At 56.2% G+C, this 15,873-nt stretch carries 15 protein-coding genes and 2 pseudogenes; 10 read left to right on the top strand and 7 right to left on the bottom strand.

Annotated elements, in window-relative coordinates; all coding sequences use genetic code 11:
* Positions 1-29: 29 nt before the first annotated feature.
* Complete coding sequence (locus ACXLHR_RS15110; protein WP_458792211.1) at positions 30-1,532, bottom strand: DUF2125 domain-containing protein; 1,503 nt, start codon at positions 1,530-1,532, stop codon at positions 30-32.
* Between the two features lie 104 nt (positions 1,533-1,636).
* On the opposite strand from ACXLHR_RS15110, the gene ACXLHR_RS15105 reads away from it, so the two are divergent.
* The 4 genes and pseudogenes from ACXLHR_RS15105 (at position 1,637) to ACXLHR_RS15090 (ending at position 5,506) form a co-directional block, all read left to right on the top strand.
* On the top strand, positions 1,637-2,395 hold the full coding sequence (locus tag ACXLHR_RS15105; RefSeq protein ID WP_458792210.1) for an SDR family oxidoreductase: 759 nt from the start codon (positions 1,637-1,639) through the stop codon (positions 2,393-2,395).
* Positions 2,392-2,996, top strand: a pseudogene (locus ACXLHR_RS15100) (enoyl-CoA hydratase/isomerase family protein). Before ACXLHR_RS15105 ends, ACXLHR_RS15100 begins: the two are co-directional and overlap by 4 nt.
* Positions 2,997-3,044: 48 nt before the next feature.
* Positions 3,045-4,355 (top strand): mechanosensitive ion channel family protein, encoded by a 1,311-nt coding sequence (locus tag ACXLHR_RS15095; RefSeq protein WP_458792209.1) that lies wholly within the window; start codon positions 3,045-3,047, stop codon positions 4,353-4,355.
* Complete coding sequence (locus ACXLHR_RS15090) at positions 4,352-5,506, top strand: TIGR03862 family flavoprotein (protein ID WP_458792208.1); 1,155 nt, start codon at positions 4,352-4,354, stop codon at positions 5,504-5,506. The genes ACXLHR_RS15095 and ACXLHR_RS15090 overlap by 4 nt, the downstream gene beginning before the upstream one ends.
* On the opposite strand, the gene ACXLHR_RS15085 is transcribed toward ACXLHR_RS15090, so the two are convergent.
* Complete coding sequence (locus ACXLHR_RS15085; RefSeq protein WP_458792207.1) at positions 5,503-6,033, bottom strand: hypothetical protein; 531 nt, start codon at positions 6,031-6,033, stop codon at positions 5,503-5,505. The two genes, ACXLHR_RS15090 and ACXLHR_RS15085, sit on opposite strands and share 4 nt — an antisense overlap.
* A gap of 307 nt (positions 6,034-6,340) precedes the next feature.
* On the opposite strand from ACXLHR_RS15085, the gene ACXLHR_RS15080 reads away from it, so the two are divergent.
* The 6 genes and pseudogenes from ACXLHR_RS15080 to ACXLHR_RS15055 all read left to right on the top strand — a co-directional run bounded on the left by ACXLHR_RS15080 (position 6,341) and on the right by ACXLHR_RS15055 (position 9,744).
* Positions 6,341-6,553: a hypothetical protein gene (locus ACXLHR_RS15080; RefSeq protein ID WP_458792206.1), complete on the top strand. Its 213-nt coding sequence runs from the start codon at positions 6,341-6,343 to the stop codon at positions 6,551-6,553.
* A pseudogene (locus tag ACXLHR_RS15075) lies at positions 6,550-8,160 on the top strand (YjbH domain-containing protein). Before ACXLHR_RS15080 ends, ACXLHR_RS15075 begins: the two are co-directional and overlap by 4 nt.
* On the top strand, positions 8,129-8,488 hold the full coding sequence (locus ACXLHR_RS15070; RefSeq protein ID WP_458792205.1) for a YjbH domain-containing protein: 360 nt from the start codon (positions 8,129-8,131) through the stop codon (positions 8,486-8,488). Before ACXLHR_RS15075 ends, ACXLHR_RS15070 begins: the two are co-directional and overlap by 32 nt.
* The gene (locus ACXLHR_RS15065) at positions 8,467-9,153 is read left to right on the top strand and encodes a YjbF family lipoprotein (RefSeq protein WP_458792204.1); all 687 of its coding nucleotides are present in this window, start codon (positions 8,467-8,469) and stop codon (positions 9,151-9,153) included. Before ACXLHR_RS15070 ends, ACXLHR_RS15065 begins: the two co-directional genes overlap by 22 nt.
* Positions 9,154-9,260: 107 nt before the next feature.
* Positions 9,261-9,461 carry a hypothetical protein gene (locus ACXLHR_RS15060; protein ID WP_458792203.1) on the top strand — a complete coding sequence of 67 codons (201 nt, stop codon included), beginning with the start codon at positions 9,261-9,263 and terminating at the stop codon, positions 9,459-9,461.
* 76 nt (positions 9,462-9,537) lie between these two features.
* The gene (locus ACXLHR_RS15055) at positions 9,538-9,744 is read left to right on the top strand and encodes a hypothetical protein (RefSeq protein ID WP_458792202.1); all 207 of its coding nucleotides are present in this window, start codon (positions 9,538-9,540) and stop codon (positions 9,742-9,744) included.
* Between the two features lie 83 nt (positions 9,745-9,827).
* On the opposite strand, the gene holA is transcribed toward ACXLHR_RS15055, so the two are convergent.
* From holA to ACXLHR_RS15030, 5 genes are all read right to left on the bottom strand, one after another.
* Entirely contained in the window at positions 9,828-10,850 is a 1,023-nt protein-coding gene (gene holA / locus ACXLHR_RS15050) for a DNA polymerase III subunit delta (protein WP_458792201.1), read from the bottom strand.
* Positions 10,847-11,350 carry an LPS assembly lipoprotein LptE gene (gene lptE, locus ACXLHR_RS15045; protein ID WP_458792200.1) on the bottom strand — a complete coding sequence of 168 codons (504 nt, stop codon included), beginning with the start codon at positions 11,348-11,350 and terminating at the stop codon, positions 10,847-10,849. Before lptE ends, holA begins: the two co-directional genes overlap by 4 nt.
* The gene (leuS, locus tag ACXLHR_RS15040) at positions 11,340-13,907 is read right to left on the bottom strand and encodes a leucine--tRNA ligase (RefSeq protein ID WP_458792199.1); all 2,568 of its coding nucleotides are present in this window, start codon (positions 13,905-13,907) and stop codon (positions 11,340-11,342) included. Before leuS ends, lptE begins: the two co-directional genes overlap by 11 nt.
* Positions 13,908-13,982: 75 nt before the next feature.
* Positions 13,983-14,429 carry a DUF3576 domain-containing protein gene (locus tag ACXLHR_RS15035; protein WP_458792198.1) on the bottom strand — a complete coding sequence of 149 codons (447 nt, stop codon included), beginning with the start codon at positions 14,427-14,429 and terminating at the stop codon, positions 13,983-13,985.
* A gap of 160 nt (positions 14,430-14,589) precedes the next feature.
* A complete protein-coding gene (locus ACXLHR_RS15030) occupies positions 14,590-15,768 on the bottom strand; it encodes a porin (protein WP_458792197.1) in 1,179 nt (392 codons plus the stop codon).
* Positions 15,769-15,873 lie beyond the last annotated feature (105 nt).

Below are 15,873 nucleotides of genomic sequence, written 5' to 3'. Positions count from 1 at the left end.
GTGCAAGTCATGGACCACGCGAGTTAGGCTTACTGAAGACGTTGACCGTTTGCGATCACATGGCCTTCTTCGTTGATTTCCAGTGTGGCGGTCAACGCATCGTCGCCTGTTGACTGTGCAAACATGCCCATCATCATACGGCCCATCATCGCCTGCTCTTCTGGCAACAAGCCCATCTGCACAAGGCTGTCGATCAGCGCATTTGCACCGGTGATATTCACTGTCGCATCACCCATAGGACGGGGCATCCCGTCGAATGTCACTGTGTCAGTGTTATCAAAGGTGAAATCACCGCTGCCCTGCACATCAACACCCGCCATTTTCAGCTGAAGATCGTTCAGCGTCAGCGCATTCAATTCGCCCGGAACGTCCGCCTCTGCAATAGCCTCGGCTTGGGCCGGATCGAACAGGTCAAAGAACAACGATGCCTTTCCCGACAGGTCCAGTAGGATCGTGGCAGGGTCGTGCGGAATTGCGTCCGCAGGATCGACCATCGCCCAGATCGCTTCGTTCACAGCAAGATCAGTCAGGTTCACGCGCAAGCCAAAATCGGCGGGCTCTTTGGTCTTGGCCACTGGCATGTCAACGCCAAACCCGTATTCAGCCATGCTGACCTCGATGGGGAACGGCATAGAGGCACCGTTCAACGCAACGTCCAGGTCTTTCACGGAACTGTTGTAAGACATTGCCGAGGCATCCATTTTCATCGCCAGTGTACCAGCACCTGTGCTGGCTGTGCCGGATGCCTGATCGCCTTCGGACCTCACATCAAAGATGTAATCGCCACCAGTATATTCATAGGCCGCATCCAACGCAAAACCGTTTGCGAACATATCCTCAGGCGATTCAATGTTTTCCGCCAAAGCGAGGGTCATTTCAGCCGTTGTTGAAAGGTCCTGAATTTTGCCGCTAAAGGTGACGTAATCGCCCGCGATTTCCGGCGAGATAATATCAGCCAACATATCCAGCGACGCCACGTCCAGCGAATATGCAATATCGCGCATCTCGCCGGTTCTCACAGTATAACCACCGGTCACGTCATTCATTGCAAAGCGGATATCAGCTTCGACTTTCTCGCCATCGACCATCACCTCGTCCATATTGAACGCGTATTGATCGGCACTAAGCGCATAATTCAAATCGGCGGCTGTACCACTGGCGATCATTTTCAAGCCGGTCTGTGTGATCGTAACCTTGATATCGCCGCCTTCGTCCGTGGTGATGACCATCGGAAAGGAGGCTGCACCCGTAATTGAAACAGTGCCGTCGCCGAGTTCCTGAAACTGCATGTCGCCCACGTCGGCAGCCACCTTCACGGTCTCGTCCTCAAACGCCAGCGCGATACCTGATACAGTCAGGGTATCCCCGTCCATTGCTTCCGCCCCGACCGTAACGTCGCCGTTGCCGTACATCGCAAGGCTCTCCTGCCAGTCCGCCCAAACTTCGGCAGCGGTTACGTCAGCAGATGCCGTGGTGGCGCAAAGCAAAGCAATCGCGCTTACGGCGCTTCGCAAGGGGGTAATATGGGTCATGTCTTGATCCTTTTGAAAATGTTGTGCGCCTTGCGCTTTGTGTCAAGGTCGGGAATTCTAGCCATAACGTAGCGGTACCGCGCGCGGACAAAAAGGGACATGACATGAAAAACTTCGAAATGAGCGGGAAAACGGTCATGATTACTGGCGCAAGCCGTGGAATCGGCAAGGCGGCAGCTTATGAATTTGCAAAAGCGGGGGCAAATGTAGCCCTTCTGGCTCGCTCGGTCGATGAGATTGCGCAAATCGCAGGCGATATCGGGGCCAAAGCGCTGGCAATTCCTTGCGATGTCGCCACCCATGCACAGGTGGAAGCCGCCGTTGCCGCCACAGCACGAACATTCGGCGGGCTGGACGTCTATATCGGCAACGCAGGCGCGCTAGACCCCATCGGACACATCACCGACACCGACCCTGATGCATGGGGACGGGTCATCGACATCAATCTCAAGGGCGTTTTCTACGGCATGCACGCAGTGTTGTCCGGCATGATTGCCCAAGGACACGGCACGATTTTAACCGTGTCATCAGGCGCTGCGCATGGTCCTGTAGAGGGCTGGTCTGCCTACTGTAGCTCAAAGGCCGGCGCCTATATGATGACCCGTATGGCTGATCTGGAGGCGCGCGAAAAAGGCGTGCGCGTTATGGGCCTGTCGCCCGGAACCGTGGCAACACAGATGCAGCGCGACATCAAAGCATCGGGTATGAACGCCGTTAGCAAACTCGACTGGTCCGAACACATTCCACCTGAATGGGTCGCAAAAGCACTGGTCTGGATGTGCTCGCCTGCGGCAGACAGCTATCTTGGCCAGGATGTGTCGTTGCGCGAACAGGCGGTACGCGACGCAGTGGGCCTGTCATGATCGGGCTCGCCAAAGACGGCGACTGCTGGACGATCACGCTCGACCGCCCCGACAAGGCCAACGCGTTGACACCCCAAATGCTAACACAACTTATTGATATCGTTGAGGGCGCTACAGCGGCAAAGGTGCTGATCCTCACCGGAAATGGCCGCGTGTTTAGTGCAGGTGCCGACCTTGATGCCGCGCGCGCAGGTTTGGCGACGAGCCCGCTATGGGAACAGCTGTCAGGCGCAATTGCCGCGCACAAAGGGCTGACAATCGCGGCGCTGAACGGCACTGTGGCAGGTGGCGCATTTGGCATGGTTCTGGCCTGTGACCTGCGGATCGCGGTGCAGGGGGCCAACTTTTTCTATCCCGTGATGAAGCTGGGTTATCTGCCACAGCCAAGTGACCCTGGACGCATGCGCAACCTGATCGGGCCAGCGCGGACAAAAATGATCCTGATGGGGGGACAAAAATCCCTACCGAACAAGCGCTTGGATGGGGGCTGATCGACCAAATATGTGCGCCTGACGGATTGGCGGATAGCGTCAAGACACTCGTCCAAGACACACGCGACGCGACGCTAGATCACGTCGCGGGCATCAAAGCGTTGCTCTAAACGGGCGCAACAGGCAATAGGGGTTAAGCCGAACGGGAAAACGCCACTATGGAACAGTCAAACGCGATTATCGAAAAAGGGCTAGCGCTGTTTGATCAAGGATACAAACTCGCGCTTGAATGGCTTTTGACGCCAGCCGCATGGACGCAATTCGCGCTGCTTGTGGGGGCTTATCTGCTGGCGGTTCTGGTCAACCGGATTGTCACCCCCAAACTTTTGATCTTGCTTGCACCCCGATCAGACAGCGCAACGCTGCTGTCAAAAGTACGGCGCTTTATGATCTTTCTTTTGCCGCTGCTTTTGCCGCTATTCGCCTACGGATTTACCGCGATTGGCGAACAGGTCACGCGGTCGCTCTTCGGATCTGGGGCGATCATCGCATTCGGAAAACGGGTGTTCCTGTTTCTTGTGCTGCGGGCCTTTGTGCGGGATATCCTGACCGATCCGTTCCTGCATTTGCTCGGAAAATATGTCATCATCCCGATTGGTGCGCTTTACGCGCTGGGCGTCCTTGATCCTGTGATGCTCGGGCTTGCGCAGACAGGCGTCTCGATTGGCAACATTAATTTCAGCGTGCTGGCGCTGGTGCGCGGTGTCATCGCGGGCAGTCTGCTTTTCTGGCTTGGGCACTGGTCCAACAGCCAATCAGTGGCCTATATCGAACGGCAACGGATGCGCCCCGCGATCAGGCAACTGCTAACCAAAGTTGCCGAATTCGCGATTTTCGGCTTCGCGTTCCTGCTATTGATGAACATCATGGGCGTGAACCTTGCATCGCTTGCGCTTTTGGGCGGGGCGATTGGTGTCGGGCTTGGCTTTGGCCTGCAAAAGATCGCGTCGAACTTTATCTCTGGCGTGATTCTGCTAATCGAGGGGCAGGCAACCGTCGGTGACTACGTTGAACTCGACGGCGGCGAGGCAGGCACGATCATTAAAATGACAGCGCGCGCAACGGTTCTGGAGACATTCGACGGGCGCTGGATCGTGGTGCCAAACGAAGATTTCATCACCACGCGCGTCGTTAACTATTCCGACAGCGGCTCTGCTAACCGTCTAGAAGCGGCATTCTCTGTCAGCTACGACACAGATATCAACAAGGTCCCCGCGATTATCGAAGCTGCAGTCGCCACCCATCCGGGCGTGTTAAATACACCCGAACCACCCGATTGCGAGCTGCGCGGATTTGGCGATAGCGGCATTGATTTTGCCGTCGAATTCTGGGTCAACGGGATCGACGACGGCAATAACAAATACACCTCTGACGTGCTGTTCCTGATCTGGAACGCACTGAAAGACAACAATATTGAAATCCCATATCCGCACCGCGTTGTGGAAATCAAAGGCGGGCTGCCACAATGAATGATGCACTCGTGATCGGGGCTGGTCCGGCAGGGCTGATGGCTGCTGAAACCATGGCCGCCGCAGGGTTAAAGGTCACAATCGTGGACGCGATGCCATCTGTCGGGCGCAAGTTTCTGATGGCTGGAAAATCGGGTCTAAACCTGACAAAAAACGAAGATTTGGCAGTTTACCTCGCTAATTTCGGCAAGACGTCAGATGCAATGACAGGCGCACTTGCCGCCTTTGGACCAACGGCCGTGATGGCTTGGGCAGAGGGGTTGGGCCAGCCGTTATTCACCGGATCAACAGGGCGCGTTTTTCCGAAATCGATGAAAGCGTCACCACTGTTGCGGGCATGGATACGACGACTGGACACGGCAGGTGTGACCCTGAAAACCCGCCATCGCTGGGTCGGTTGGGATGGGGATGTGCCGATTTTTGACACACCCGACGGGCGTGTCGCCTTACCCGCCAACCGCGTGGTTTTGGCGCTGGGTGGGGCAAGCTGGGCGCGGCTTGGTTCTGATGGAGCTTGGGCCGATTATCTGCCCGAAAGTGTTGCGCCATTTGCGCCTGCGAACATGGGATTTGTGGTGGACTGGTCCGATCACATGGCCGCACATTTCGGCAAGCCACTCAAGTCGGTGGCGTTAACTGCGGGCAATCAAACATCACGCGGCGAGGTCGTGATTTCCGCACAGGGGATCGAAGGCGGCGGGATTTATATGGTCAGCCGTGCAATGCGTGAAGGCGCGCCGCTGATGCTGGACCTGATGCCAGACTGGACAATCTCGGGTATTCGCAAGGCGCTGGCGCGACCACGCGGTAAAAACAGCCTGTCTAACCATTTGCGTAAAACGCTGAAACTGGATCCCGTGCAAATCGCGTTAATGTCTGAATTCGGACGGCCTTTCCCCGACGATCTGGCGATACTTATCAAGGCTCTGCCGATCACACACAACGGCCCGCGCCCGATGGATCAGGCGATTTCGACGGCGGGCGGTGTCCGGTTTGATGCGCTCGACGGGTTCATGCTGCGCGACCGAGCAGGGGTCTTTTGCGCAGGTGAAATGCTTGACTGGGAAGCACCAACAGGCGGCTATCTTATTAACGCCTGCCTTGCGACAGGGCGCGCCGCAGGTCAACACGCGGCGGCATACCTCGCTTAAGCAACCTTACGAAACCTTGGTGCTGCATATCCGTATTGCGCGAGATCCCACGCGTATCGCTTGCTCATCAGGGCAGTGGCCTCTGGGTCAAAACGGCTCATCCAGCTTTCTCGGTCCAGTGTTTCGGTCTGGATTTCGTCCAAGCCGGGAGCGATGCCGAGTTCGGCCAAGACCGGCAGCAGATCGTCCTCGATGGATTCAACGCGGATTGTGTGGTCGATACGACCGCTTTCCCATGTTTTTGCAGACCATGCGCCGTGTTGACGCCAACGCGGACCATTGCGGTTTCCTGCGCCAATTCCGTCGGGGCGGGTGCGGTGCAGCCACTGCTTAAACTCTGGCGGTTTCATGCCCGCAAGATGACGCAACTGCCACACCATATCGGTTTGCGCGATGCGATCATAAAGCCGCGCAAGGCGGGTGAACGGATGTTCGGTGATTGAAATCCGCAGATAGCTTCGGAACGCCAGTCCCGATGCATCAAAGGCCCATTCAGCCTCGTGCGGGGTCATGTTTTGAAAAAACATATGTCCCTGATTGCGGTCGGGGCGGGGTCCAACAGTTACATCTGCCCAAGGTGAAAAGGCGCGCAAAACTTGCGCACCCGCACCTAAGGGGTCAGCGAAAAGGACAAATCTACATTTATGTGACACGATCATAGCGCGATCATTGCAGTTAAGGTCCTAATAAACTGTGCATTTTTTACGGCATTGACTGGATGTTTTGCGTTTGTCGGCATATTTCGTCATGCGTCGGGCAATTCGTGACATTCGGGTTTCCAATTCCATGCCGGCCAAGTTAACCTTGGCGCAGTATTTTGTCGGGGGATCAACTATGGCACGTTCAGTTTATCGCAATAGTGTGGGGGTGTTTGCCCTTGCTGCGGCCACGTCCGCGCAGGCCCAGCAAGGCCCAAGCTATACTATCTTCGGCACGCCTGGTTTGATCGAAATGCCCACTGCTGAAAGCGCGGATCCAAGTGATATTGCCGCGACCTTCGCCTATTCCCGAACGGTGGCTACCGGACGTCATTCACCTATCAACTGACGCCAAATCTATCGGGTAGTTTTCGTTACGCAGGGTTTGATGTTTATAGCGAAGACCTGAACGACCCTGTCGTCGAAACCTTTGATCGCAGTTTCGATCTGCAATACTGGTTGCGCGACGAGACGACGTATTTACCCGCCGTTGCCTTTGGTCTCCGCGATTTCCTCGGCACGGGGCGGTTTGGGTCTGAGTATTTCGTGGCTTCCAAATCCTTTGGTCCCAATCTGATCGCGACGGGCGGGATCGGCTGGGGGCGCATGGGGACCCAGAACAGCTTTGATAATCCGCTGAGTGCGATTTCAGACTACTTTGATAATCGACCCGTTTACGATGATCGCGATGCGACAAGCGAAGGCAGCACAGGCGGCACGATTTCGGCCAAACAGTTTTTCCGTGGTGATGCGGCGCTTTTTGGCGGTGTGGAATATCAGATCTCTAGCAATCTGGGCGTGAAGGCCGAGTAGTCATCGATTGGCTATCCGGTCGAATCCTCTGCGCCTGCGATCGATCATGCTTCGCCTTTTAACTTTGGCGTGACCTATCGTCCGCGTTCGAACATGGAACTGAACGCGGGCTATATTTATGGATCAGACTATTACCTGAGCTTTACCACACTGCTGAACCCTGAAAAGCGGCCCGGATTAAGTGGGCTTGATCTTGCGCCCGCGCCGTTGAAAGTGCGCCCGCAAGATGCGCGTGCTGCGACCACTTGGGATCGGTCAAACGAGCCCGCATTGCGTGCCGCGTTGGCGCAGCTATTGGTGGTTGAGGGAATCACGCTGGACGGGCTTGAAGTCAGCGACCGTCAGGCGCGGGTGCGCTATAACAACACTCGTTACCGCAGTGAAGCGCAGGCCATCGGGCGTGTTTCACGGATGATGAGCCAGGTGATGCCTGCCTCGATCGAGACATTTATCCTAGAACCCATGCAGCGCGGTGTGGCTGTGTCGCAGACGACATTGCGCCGTAGTGATCTGGAACGGCTAGAAAATACTGTTGGTGCCTCCGAGGCCATGTTGGAACGTGCCGGATTTACGGCTGCGGGGCCGGATGCGGGTTTGCTGGACGGGCCGGAAGCGGAGGACAAGTGGCAGTGGGGTATCGTCCCTTACATGGCGCTGGTTTTGTTTAACGGGTCCGATCCTGTGAAGGCGGATATCGGTGTGCAGTTTGACGGGCGCTATGCCTTAAACAAGAACCTGATTATTTCGGGAAGCGTGCGGCAATCGGCGTTAGGCGCGCAAGAGGCCAGCACATTTACCGACAACCCGAATGACTATGAAAACGTGCGCACCGACGGGGCGTATTACGGGCGCGATGGCGATCCGACGCTGCAAACCCTGACCTTGGCACATTACGGGCGGGTTGCGCCTGACGTGTATAGCCGGGTCACGCTTGGCTACCTTGAACAGATGCATGGCGGGGTGTCAGCGGAGCTATTGTGGAAACCTGTTGGAAGCCGTTTAGCCGTAGGTGCAGAGGTGAATTATACCGCGATGCGTAACCGCGACATGGGGTTCGAGTTTGACGAATATGATTATTCTGTCGGGACCGGGCATCTGTCTGCTTACTACGATGTCGGTGGGGGGGTATCAGGCGCAGCTTGATGTCGGGCGATACCTCGCGGGTGACTGGGGCGCGACCTTTGCGCTGGACCGCGAGTTTCAGAATGGCTGGAGCGTTGGTGGTTACTTTACGCTGACCGATATGCCGTTTGATCAGTTTGGCGAGGGCTCGTTTGATAAGGGCATCAAGGTTACTATCCCTTATGACTATTTCATTGGTTCACCGTCGCGCAAGGACGTCAGCACCACACTTCAATCGTTGTCGCGTGACGGCGGAGCGCGGCTGTCGGTTGACGGGCGGCTCTACGAGACAGTACGCGGTGGTCATGTGGCGGATTTATCCGATTCATGGGGGCGTTTCTGGCGATGATCTGCAAAAACCTTATCCGCGGCGCGGTTTGTATCGTGGCGCTCACAAGCCTTGCCACCTGCGGACCGCTGAACGAAGAATCGCCGGCTGCGGGCCTTTCGCAAATGGTAAAAGCACGGTTTACGGGGGGAGCGGAGCCAGTGGCGGCGCCCGCACCTGCCCTGACACGCGAGGCGGCCGACGCCAATCCGGGCGCATTCATGTTGATGTCACTGGCGGGGGCGCCGGAGCAAGCGTCGCTGGTCACCGCAGGTGTCAACGGGACAAAAGTGACGTGGATTGGCACCGACCAAATCTCTATTACGCTTGAAAACGGGCTGCTTGTGGCGACACGGGGATTCGCCGAAGACATGATGGCGGCCGATATTTCGCAAGTGATGAACGCACTGATTGACGGTGGCGGTACAGCTGTTAGACGCGTCGAACATTTGGACGGTTTGGATCAAATTTCGACACAACTGTTGCAGTGCAGCATCGCTTCTGTGGGAATCGAAACAGTGGAAACGCTAGGAAAAACTAGTCAAGTTGACCGTTTCGACGAGACTTGTGTGTCGGAGTCCGTCAGATTCACCAATGTTTATTGGATAAATGACGCAGGTGTGATTGTGAAAAGCCGTCAGCTGGTGTCGCGCGGGGTCGGATATCTGGAATTAATCTGCCCATAGTGACGGTTGCGCAATTTCAGATTTCAAATACCACCTTGTTTTATGACCTTAACGTGGGTAGAAAACCCTAGATCGTCAAATTTGTGCATTTTAATTGGAGTACCGACATGCGCCTTACAACAACTCTCGCTGCAGCAGCAGTAATCGCAGTATCCGGCGTAGCCGCTAACGCTGGTGGCCTCGCCCCTGTGGTCAACGACACACCAGTGGTTATGATCGACACACCAGCACCAGCTGGTTCGATCAAGCCAGGTTACATCGTGCTTGGCCTTCTGGCAGCACTCGTTGCAGCATCCGGCTCTTTCTAAGTTCACTTAGAAAGCGTTAAGTTCTGGAGAGGTTGAACACGTTCAGCTTTTCCTCTCAGTTTAAAGGAGAATACCAATGCGTATTTCAACAACACTCGCTGCAGCAGCAGCACTCACAGTATCCGGTGTAGCGGCTTCCGCAGGCGGCCTTGCACAGGCAACCCCTGACGTGATGATCACGCCAGTCGTTATGGAGCAGCCAGCACCAGCTGGTTCCATCAAGCCAGGTTACATCGTACTTGGCCTGCTTGCAGCACTTGTTGCAGCATCCGGTTCTTTCTAAGCTAACGCTTAGAATTAAAGATTTTGAAAAGGCGGGCTTAGGCCCGTCTTTTTGCGTTTGAGGGTTCGTTTGAAGCGCTTGCTTTAGCGGCGTGCCATCATCGCAAGACGGATCAGGGTGCGTTCCATCAGCGCGTTTTGCGGCGCTGTATCCGCCGATCGCAATTGCAGGTCCACATCTGTCAGCGCGGTCAAGGCACGCTCTAGCCTGTCGCTGCCCCATGCACTGGCTTGGCGCACGATCTTGTCACGGCGCGGCCCGAATACGGGAGGACGCAACCGCCCGATCCCTGCCCCTGCCCCACCCGGATCGCTGGCAACTGTGTGCAAGCGCTTGAAATGGCGCGTTGCCCCAATGCAAAGCGTCACAGGCGTGACACCTTGCGCGTAGAGATTACGCAGCACGGGGCCAAGTTCGTTCGCCGCCCCCTGCGTGACCGCATCCAGCACATCGTCAACGTCGACCTCGGCAGATTGTGGCGCACAGGCCAGCACATCAGCCATGGTCAGCGGCGTCGTGTCACCGCGTTTATAGAGGCCGACCTTTTCGATGGTCTGGCGAAAATCACCCGGTTCGAGTGTTTGCGCCAATCCCAAGAGCGCATCCATGATATCGCTGGATGGCACCTGCAATTCAGCGGCTTGCAGCGCAGACATGATATCGTCGCGGTTTGGTGGATCGTCGTAGATGCCGATGGCTACCGCGTTACGGTGGACCTCGAACAGCTTGCGCAGCGCTGATTTGGCGGTCAGCTGTCCGGCTGTCACCACGATCTGAGCGTCACCTGCCTGCCAATCGACCAGAGCGGCGGTGAGGGATTTAGCAAGCAGATCGGTTGCGTCCTCGATGAAGGCAACGCGGTGCCCCGGGAAGAAGCTTTGCGCTTTGATCGCGTCGTCTAGCAGCGCGGGATCTTTGCGCAGATCGCTAGCAGGGAGGCGGGTCAGGCGCATTTCTTCCTCGCCCCTGGGACCCACCAGTGCCGTAATCGCAGACTGGCGCGCGGTGGCGATCCGCATTGGATCAGCACCGTAAATCAGCAAGGCGGTATGTGTCGCGTCAGGCTTGCGCAGATAAGCCTGCGCGCCCGATCCCGCCAGTTTCATTGGGTGAACTCTGGTGCTGCGATGATTACCTGTGCCACGATCAAATCAGCCAAAGCGACTGATAAGCGCGCCTGTGCGTCGGTTTCGGCGGCGGTTGTGGCGACGGTTGAGCCTGTTGCCGAATAGCTGGTGAATGCGTCAACGGTGCCGTCTTTCAACGCCACACCCGCAGTATCACGCAGCACCCATGTCGCCATACCAGCCAGATTGAACCGCGTGGTGTCACCGTCGGTTGTGATCGTAGCCGGCGTCGTGGCCTGTGATATTCCGACAGTCAACCGGTACGTGGCAACGCGGGTGTCGCCCAGTCGCTCGGCCAAGCGGGTGCGTAACCGGTAGCCAGAGACCGTATCAGGGACCTCAAACGCCACAGCGCTGCGCAGTGCCGTGGCGCTGCCGCCCGTACCATAGACGGGTGAAAAACCGCAGCCAGCCAGCCCCAGCGCCACCAAAAGGACGCTGCGGCGGGAGAGCAAAAGAGGCAGCGATCTAAATGACAATGTTCACAATCCGTCCCGGCACAACGATCAGTTTCTTAGGGGTCGCACCGTCAAGGGCGCGCACCACAGCATCCATCGCGAGCACCAGTTTTTCAATCTCGTCTTTTGGCATATCGGCAGGCACGGCGATTTCTGACCGACGCTTGCCGTTGATCTGGATTGGCAGGGTGACTGTATCCTCGACCAGCATAGCTTCGTCAGCCACTGGCCACGGTGCATTGATGATCAGGCCTTCACCGCCGAGCATTGTCCAGACTTCTTCGGACAGGTGCGGGGTCATCGGGGCCATCAGCTGCACCAAGGTGCGCATCGCCTCGCGCTTGGCATCTGCGCCAGCCTTGGACTTGGAAAGCACCGCTGTGAAGCCGTAAAGCTTGGCGATTGCGGCGTTGAACCCGAAGGTTTCGATGCCAGCGGTTACGTCGACAATTGCCTTGTGCATGGCGCGCAGCAGGGCGTCGTCGTCCGTGGTTTTCGCAGTATCCATCGCGGCAATATCAACAGCGATCCGGTAGACGCGGCTGATGTGTTTATAGGTCGCCTCGGCCCCTGAGGCGGTCCATTCCACGTCGCGTTCTGGCGGACTATCGGAGAGCACAAACCAACGGGCGGTATCCGCGCCGTATTTCGCCAAAATGTCATCTGGATCAACGACGTTGTTCTTTGATTTCGACATCTTGGCCGATGGGATCACGTTCACCGTTTCACCAGTTTCAGTCACGACCATCACGCCATCACGGTCTTCGACCTGTTCGGGATAGTGGTAGATCGGACGGCCATTTTCGGTTTTGCGCTCGGCATTTTCATAGATCGCGTGTGTCACCATGCCTTGGGTAAATAGCGCGTTAAACGGCTCTGTTGCCGTATCTGGCAGGTGGCCTGTCATGTTCATCGCGCGGGCGAAAAACCGGCTATAGAGCAGGTGCAAAATCGCATGCTCGATCCCGCCGATATATTGGTCGACGTTCATCCAATAGGCGGCGTCTGCCATGTCGGTCGGCGTTGCGGCATCGGGCGAGGTGAAGCGCGCGTAATACCACGAGCTGTCAACGAATGTGTCCATCGTATCGGTCTCGCGCTGCGCAGGCTTGCCGCATTTCGGGCAAGCGCAATTGCGCCATGTCGGATGACGATCCAGAGGGTTGCCCGGCACGTCAAACGACACGTCATAGGGCAATTCGATCGGCAGGTTCTCTTTCTTTTCCGCAACAGGGCCGCAGTCGTCACAATGCACAACGGGGATCGGTGTGCCCCAGAAGCGCTGGCGGGACAGGCCCCAGTCGCGCAGGCGGAATTTGGTCACGCCGTGGCCTACGCCATTGGCTTCACAGAACGTAATCGCGGCATTAATCGCCTCTTCGCCGGTCTGTTCGATTTCACCAGCGAAGCCTTTAACATAAGCGACTTTTTCGGTCTTGAGGGGCACGTAGGCCTCTGTCAGATTGGTGGATGAACCGGTGTCAGGCAGGTAAGTTGCGATGATTGGCAGATCGTATTTGGTCGCGAAATCAAAGTCGCGCTGATCATGCGCGGGACAGCCGAAGATAGCACCCGTGCCGTAATCCATCATGATGAAGTTGGCGATATAAACCGGCAGTTCCCATGAGGTATCAAAGGGATGGCGCACGGTCAGGCCGGTATTGTAGCCTTTCTTTTCTGCGGTTTCCAACTCGGCGGCAGTGGTGCCACCCTTGCGGCAATCGGCGGTAAAGGCGGCAATCTCTGCGTTATCGCGTTCTAGTTCACGCGCTAGCGGGTGGTCGGGGGAAATGCCGACAAAGGACGCGCCCATCAATGTGTCGGGGCGGGTGGTGTAAACTTCGACGCGATCATGCCCGGCGAGGCCATCGACCAAGCTAAACGAAAACTGCAAGCCGCGCGATTTGCCGATCCAGTTTGCTTGCATTAGTTTGACCTTGGCGGGCCAGTTATCAAGGCTATCTAGTGCGGTCAGCAATTCCTCGGAATAGTCGGAGATTTTGAAGAACCATTGCACAAGTTCGCGGCGCTCGACCTCGGCACCAGAGCGCCAACCCTTGCCGTCAATTACCTGTTCGTTGGCAAGCACGGTCATGTCGATCGGGTCCCAGTTGACTACCGCTTTCTTGCGGTAAATCAGGCCTTTTTCGAGGAAATCGATGAAAAGCGCCTGTTGCTGGCCGTAATATTCGGGGTCGCAGGTTGCAAATTCGCGCGACCAGTCGATGGACAGGCCAAGCGGCAACATCTGTGCCTTCATCGCGGCGATGTTCTGGTAGGTCCAGTCTTTGGGATGGCTGTTCGTCGCCATTGCCGCGTTCTCGGCGGGCATTCCGAATGCATCCCAGCCCATCGGGTGCAGCACGTTATGGCCTGTCGCCATTTTATAGCGCGAGATCACGTCGCCCATTGTGTAGTTGCGCACGTGGCCCATGTGGATGCGGCCCGAGGGGTAAGGGAACATTTCCAGCACGTAGTATTTGGGTTTGTCGTCGGAGCGAACGGCCTTGAACGTATCGGCGGTGGCCCAAGTGGCCTGCCATTTGGCTTCGATTTCAGCGGGGGTATAGGTGCTCATGTGCGGGAACTTTCAAAAGAAACGCCGGGCCGTTCAGGCCCGGCGATGGTCGTATTCGGGCGGGATGCCGGGAGCTTATAACGCTCCGTCAGCGATACGAAGTTGGCGGGCGCGGCTGAGGATCGCATCCTCGATTGCGCGCTGTGTTTCGGCGGATACCGTGCCATTGCGGGACTGCAACGCGACATTCAGCGAACGGGCGTCAAGCGCGGGGTCGGTGATGTAGACTGTGGCGCGGTAGGCGCGATTTCCGCCCGGTGGGGTGCCATAGCCCATCACGATCACACCCGTGAAGGGATCAATGCTCTCTATCGGTAGGAAATCCAGCACGTCCAGTGCGGCAGACCAGATGTAGCGGTTCACTGCCACATTTTCGGCGCCGCGCACGCGGGCAGCTTGTCGGGTAGCAGAAGTTTCCGAGCTTGCGCCGCTGGAAAACGGGTTCAGGCTCGCGCAGGCGGGCATCGCTAGCAAACCCGTGGATATCACGGTGATTTTTGCAAAATTTGAAAAAGTGGTCAAAGCAGGGTCCCCCAAGGGATTTCATTCCCGAAATATGTAGCGAACAGGTCGCCGGGTCACAAGGCATTTGACGCAAAACGGGGCATGATCGCGATCACAACACCACAAAAAGAAAGAGCGGCCCCGAAGGACCGCTCTAACTTAGGCAATTACATTCAAATTAGAATGTGAATGCAACTTTAACAGTTGTACCTGGAAGGTACTCTGCAGAACCGATTTCGTCTTCTTGATCGCCATCTTTGTCTTCAGCATACATTGCCAAGATAGATGCACCGCCACCAAGGTCGTATGTGCCACCAACGTAGAAGTCAGCGTCGTCGCCTTCGTTCTCGTTAAGCGCACCAGCAAGAACAACAAGACCGTTGCCAAGATCGTATGCACCTTCGATGTTCCACTCTGTCTCAGTCGCAGCGGTGTTGATTTCACCTTCGCTACGTACTTTCAACAGACCTGTGAATGCACCAGCTGCGTAATCAAGCTGCAGGCCGTAGTTGTCGTCTGCATCGCCGGAGTTCTTTGTGTCTTCTGCTACGTAGTAAACAGTCGCAGTTACTGGACCGAATGGGTACGCAACTTTAACACCGAAAGACTGAAGCTCGTCATCGCCGATGTATGCGCTCTGTTGAGCGTAAGCAACAGTTACGTCAGCACCAGCAAAAGATGCACCACCGGAGATACCGAATGCTTCTGCGCTTTCGAAGTCGCCGTTGCCGCCAGTGTTGCCGAGAACAGCTTCATCCTGGTAAGCAACAGAGTAGTTGAACATGCCGATGTCGCCGGACAGACCGAAAGACAACTGGTCGTAGTTCTCGCCAGCATCGCTAGTGTAGTTGCCAGCTTCGTCAGCGACCAACATGGAGACCGAGGCAGAAACGCCGGCCATTTCGATGTCGCCGCGCAATACAACTTCGCCATCAGATTCGGAGAATGCGTCGCCGTGCATATCGCCAGCAGATTTCCAGTGAGTTTCTGCAGCGAATTTTGTGTCGCCGAAGAACAGGCTAGCTGTTTCGCTTGTCAAAGACAGAACGTAGCTGCTCGAAGCAAGGCTATAGTCGTTGCTTGCGTCGCCTTCAAAAGAGTCGCCTTCGCCGCTTTCATCATCGACTTCGATGTTGAAGGTTGCAGCAGCTGTTACGCCGTTGTCCAATGCTTTGGACATTGTTACTGCAAGGTTTGCAGCCCAATAGAAGCCGTCTTCGCCCCAAACGTCATCGTCGTTGAAACCAAGATACGCAGTACCTGTGAAAGAAACGCCGTCGTCGGAAGCGTGGCTTTCAGCGAAAGCGGCGCCAGCGAAGGCGACCAGAGCTGTGGAAGTAAGAAGAATATTTTTCATGGTATAAAACCCTCGTGTGTTGTGCATTCCCAAGAATGCCAGATTGGACCAGCATTAGGGTGTATTTGCGCCTAACGGACCGCACACTCAAGGGTTTTGGCTGGC

It is taken from the genome of Yoonia sp. MH D7 (assembly GCF_054439475.1).
Note: the sequence above shows the minus strand (reverse complement) of the source record. Positions and strands in the feature narration are given on the sequence as shown.

Bases quoted from the DNA above. Each gene is read 5' to 3' on its own strand.
- ACXLHR_RS15030 (WP_458792197.1), bottom strand. From the start codon at position 15,768: ATGAAAAATATTCTTCTTACTTCCACAGCTCTGGTCGCCTTCGCTGGC.
- ACXLHR_RS15065 (WP_458792204.1), top strand. From the start codon at position 8,467: ATGGGGGCGTTTCTGGCGATGATCTGCAAAAACCTTATCCGCGGCGCG.
- ACXLHR_RS15110 (WP_458792211.1), bottom strand. From the start codon at position 1,532: ATGACCCATATTACCCCCTTGCGAAGCGCCGTAAGCGCGATTGCTTTG.
- ACXLHR_RS15105 (WP_458792210.1), top strand. From the start codon at position 1,637: ATGAAAAACTTCGAAATGAGCGGGAAAACGGTCATGATTACTGGCGCA.
- ACXLHR_RS15070 (WP_458792205.1), top strand. From the start codon at position 8,129: ATGTCGGTGGGGGGGTATCAGGCGCAGCTTGATGTCGGGCGATACCTC.
- ACXLHR_RS15095 (WP_458792209.1), top strand. From the start codon at position 3,045: ATGGAACAGTCAAACGCGATTATCGAAAAAGGGCTAGCGCTGTTTGAT.
- ACXLHR_RS15060 (WP_458792203.1), top strand. From the start codon at position 9,261: ATGCGCCTTACAACAACTCTCGCTGCAGCAGCAGTAATCGCAGTATCC.
- ACXLHR_RS15090 (WP_458792208.1), top strand. From the start codon at position 4,352: ATGAATGATGCACTCGTGATCGGGGCTGGTCCGGCAGGGCTGATGGCT.
- ACXLHR_RS15085 (WP_458792207.1), bottom strand. From the start codon at position 6,033: ATGTTTTTTCAAAACATGACCCCGCACGAGGCTGAATGGGCCTTTGAT.
- holA (WP_458792201.1), bottom strand. From the start codon at position 10,850: ATGAAACTGGCGGGATCGGGCGCGCAGGCTTATCTGCGCAAGCCTGAC.
- ACXLHR_RS15080 (WP_458792206.1), top strand. From the start codon at position 6,341: ATGGCACGTTCAGTTTATCGCAATAGTGTGGGGGTGTTTGCCCTTGCT.
- ACXLHR_RS15055 (WP_458792202.1), top strand. From the start codon at position 9,538: ATGCGTATTTCAACAACACTCGCTGCAGCAGCAGCACTCACAGTATCC.
- leuS (WP_458792199.1), bottom strand. From the start codon at position 13,907: ATGAGCACCTATACCCCCGCTGAAATCGAAGCCAAATGGCAGGCCACT.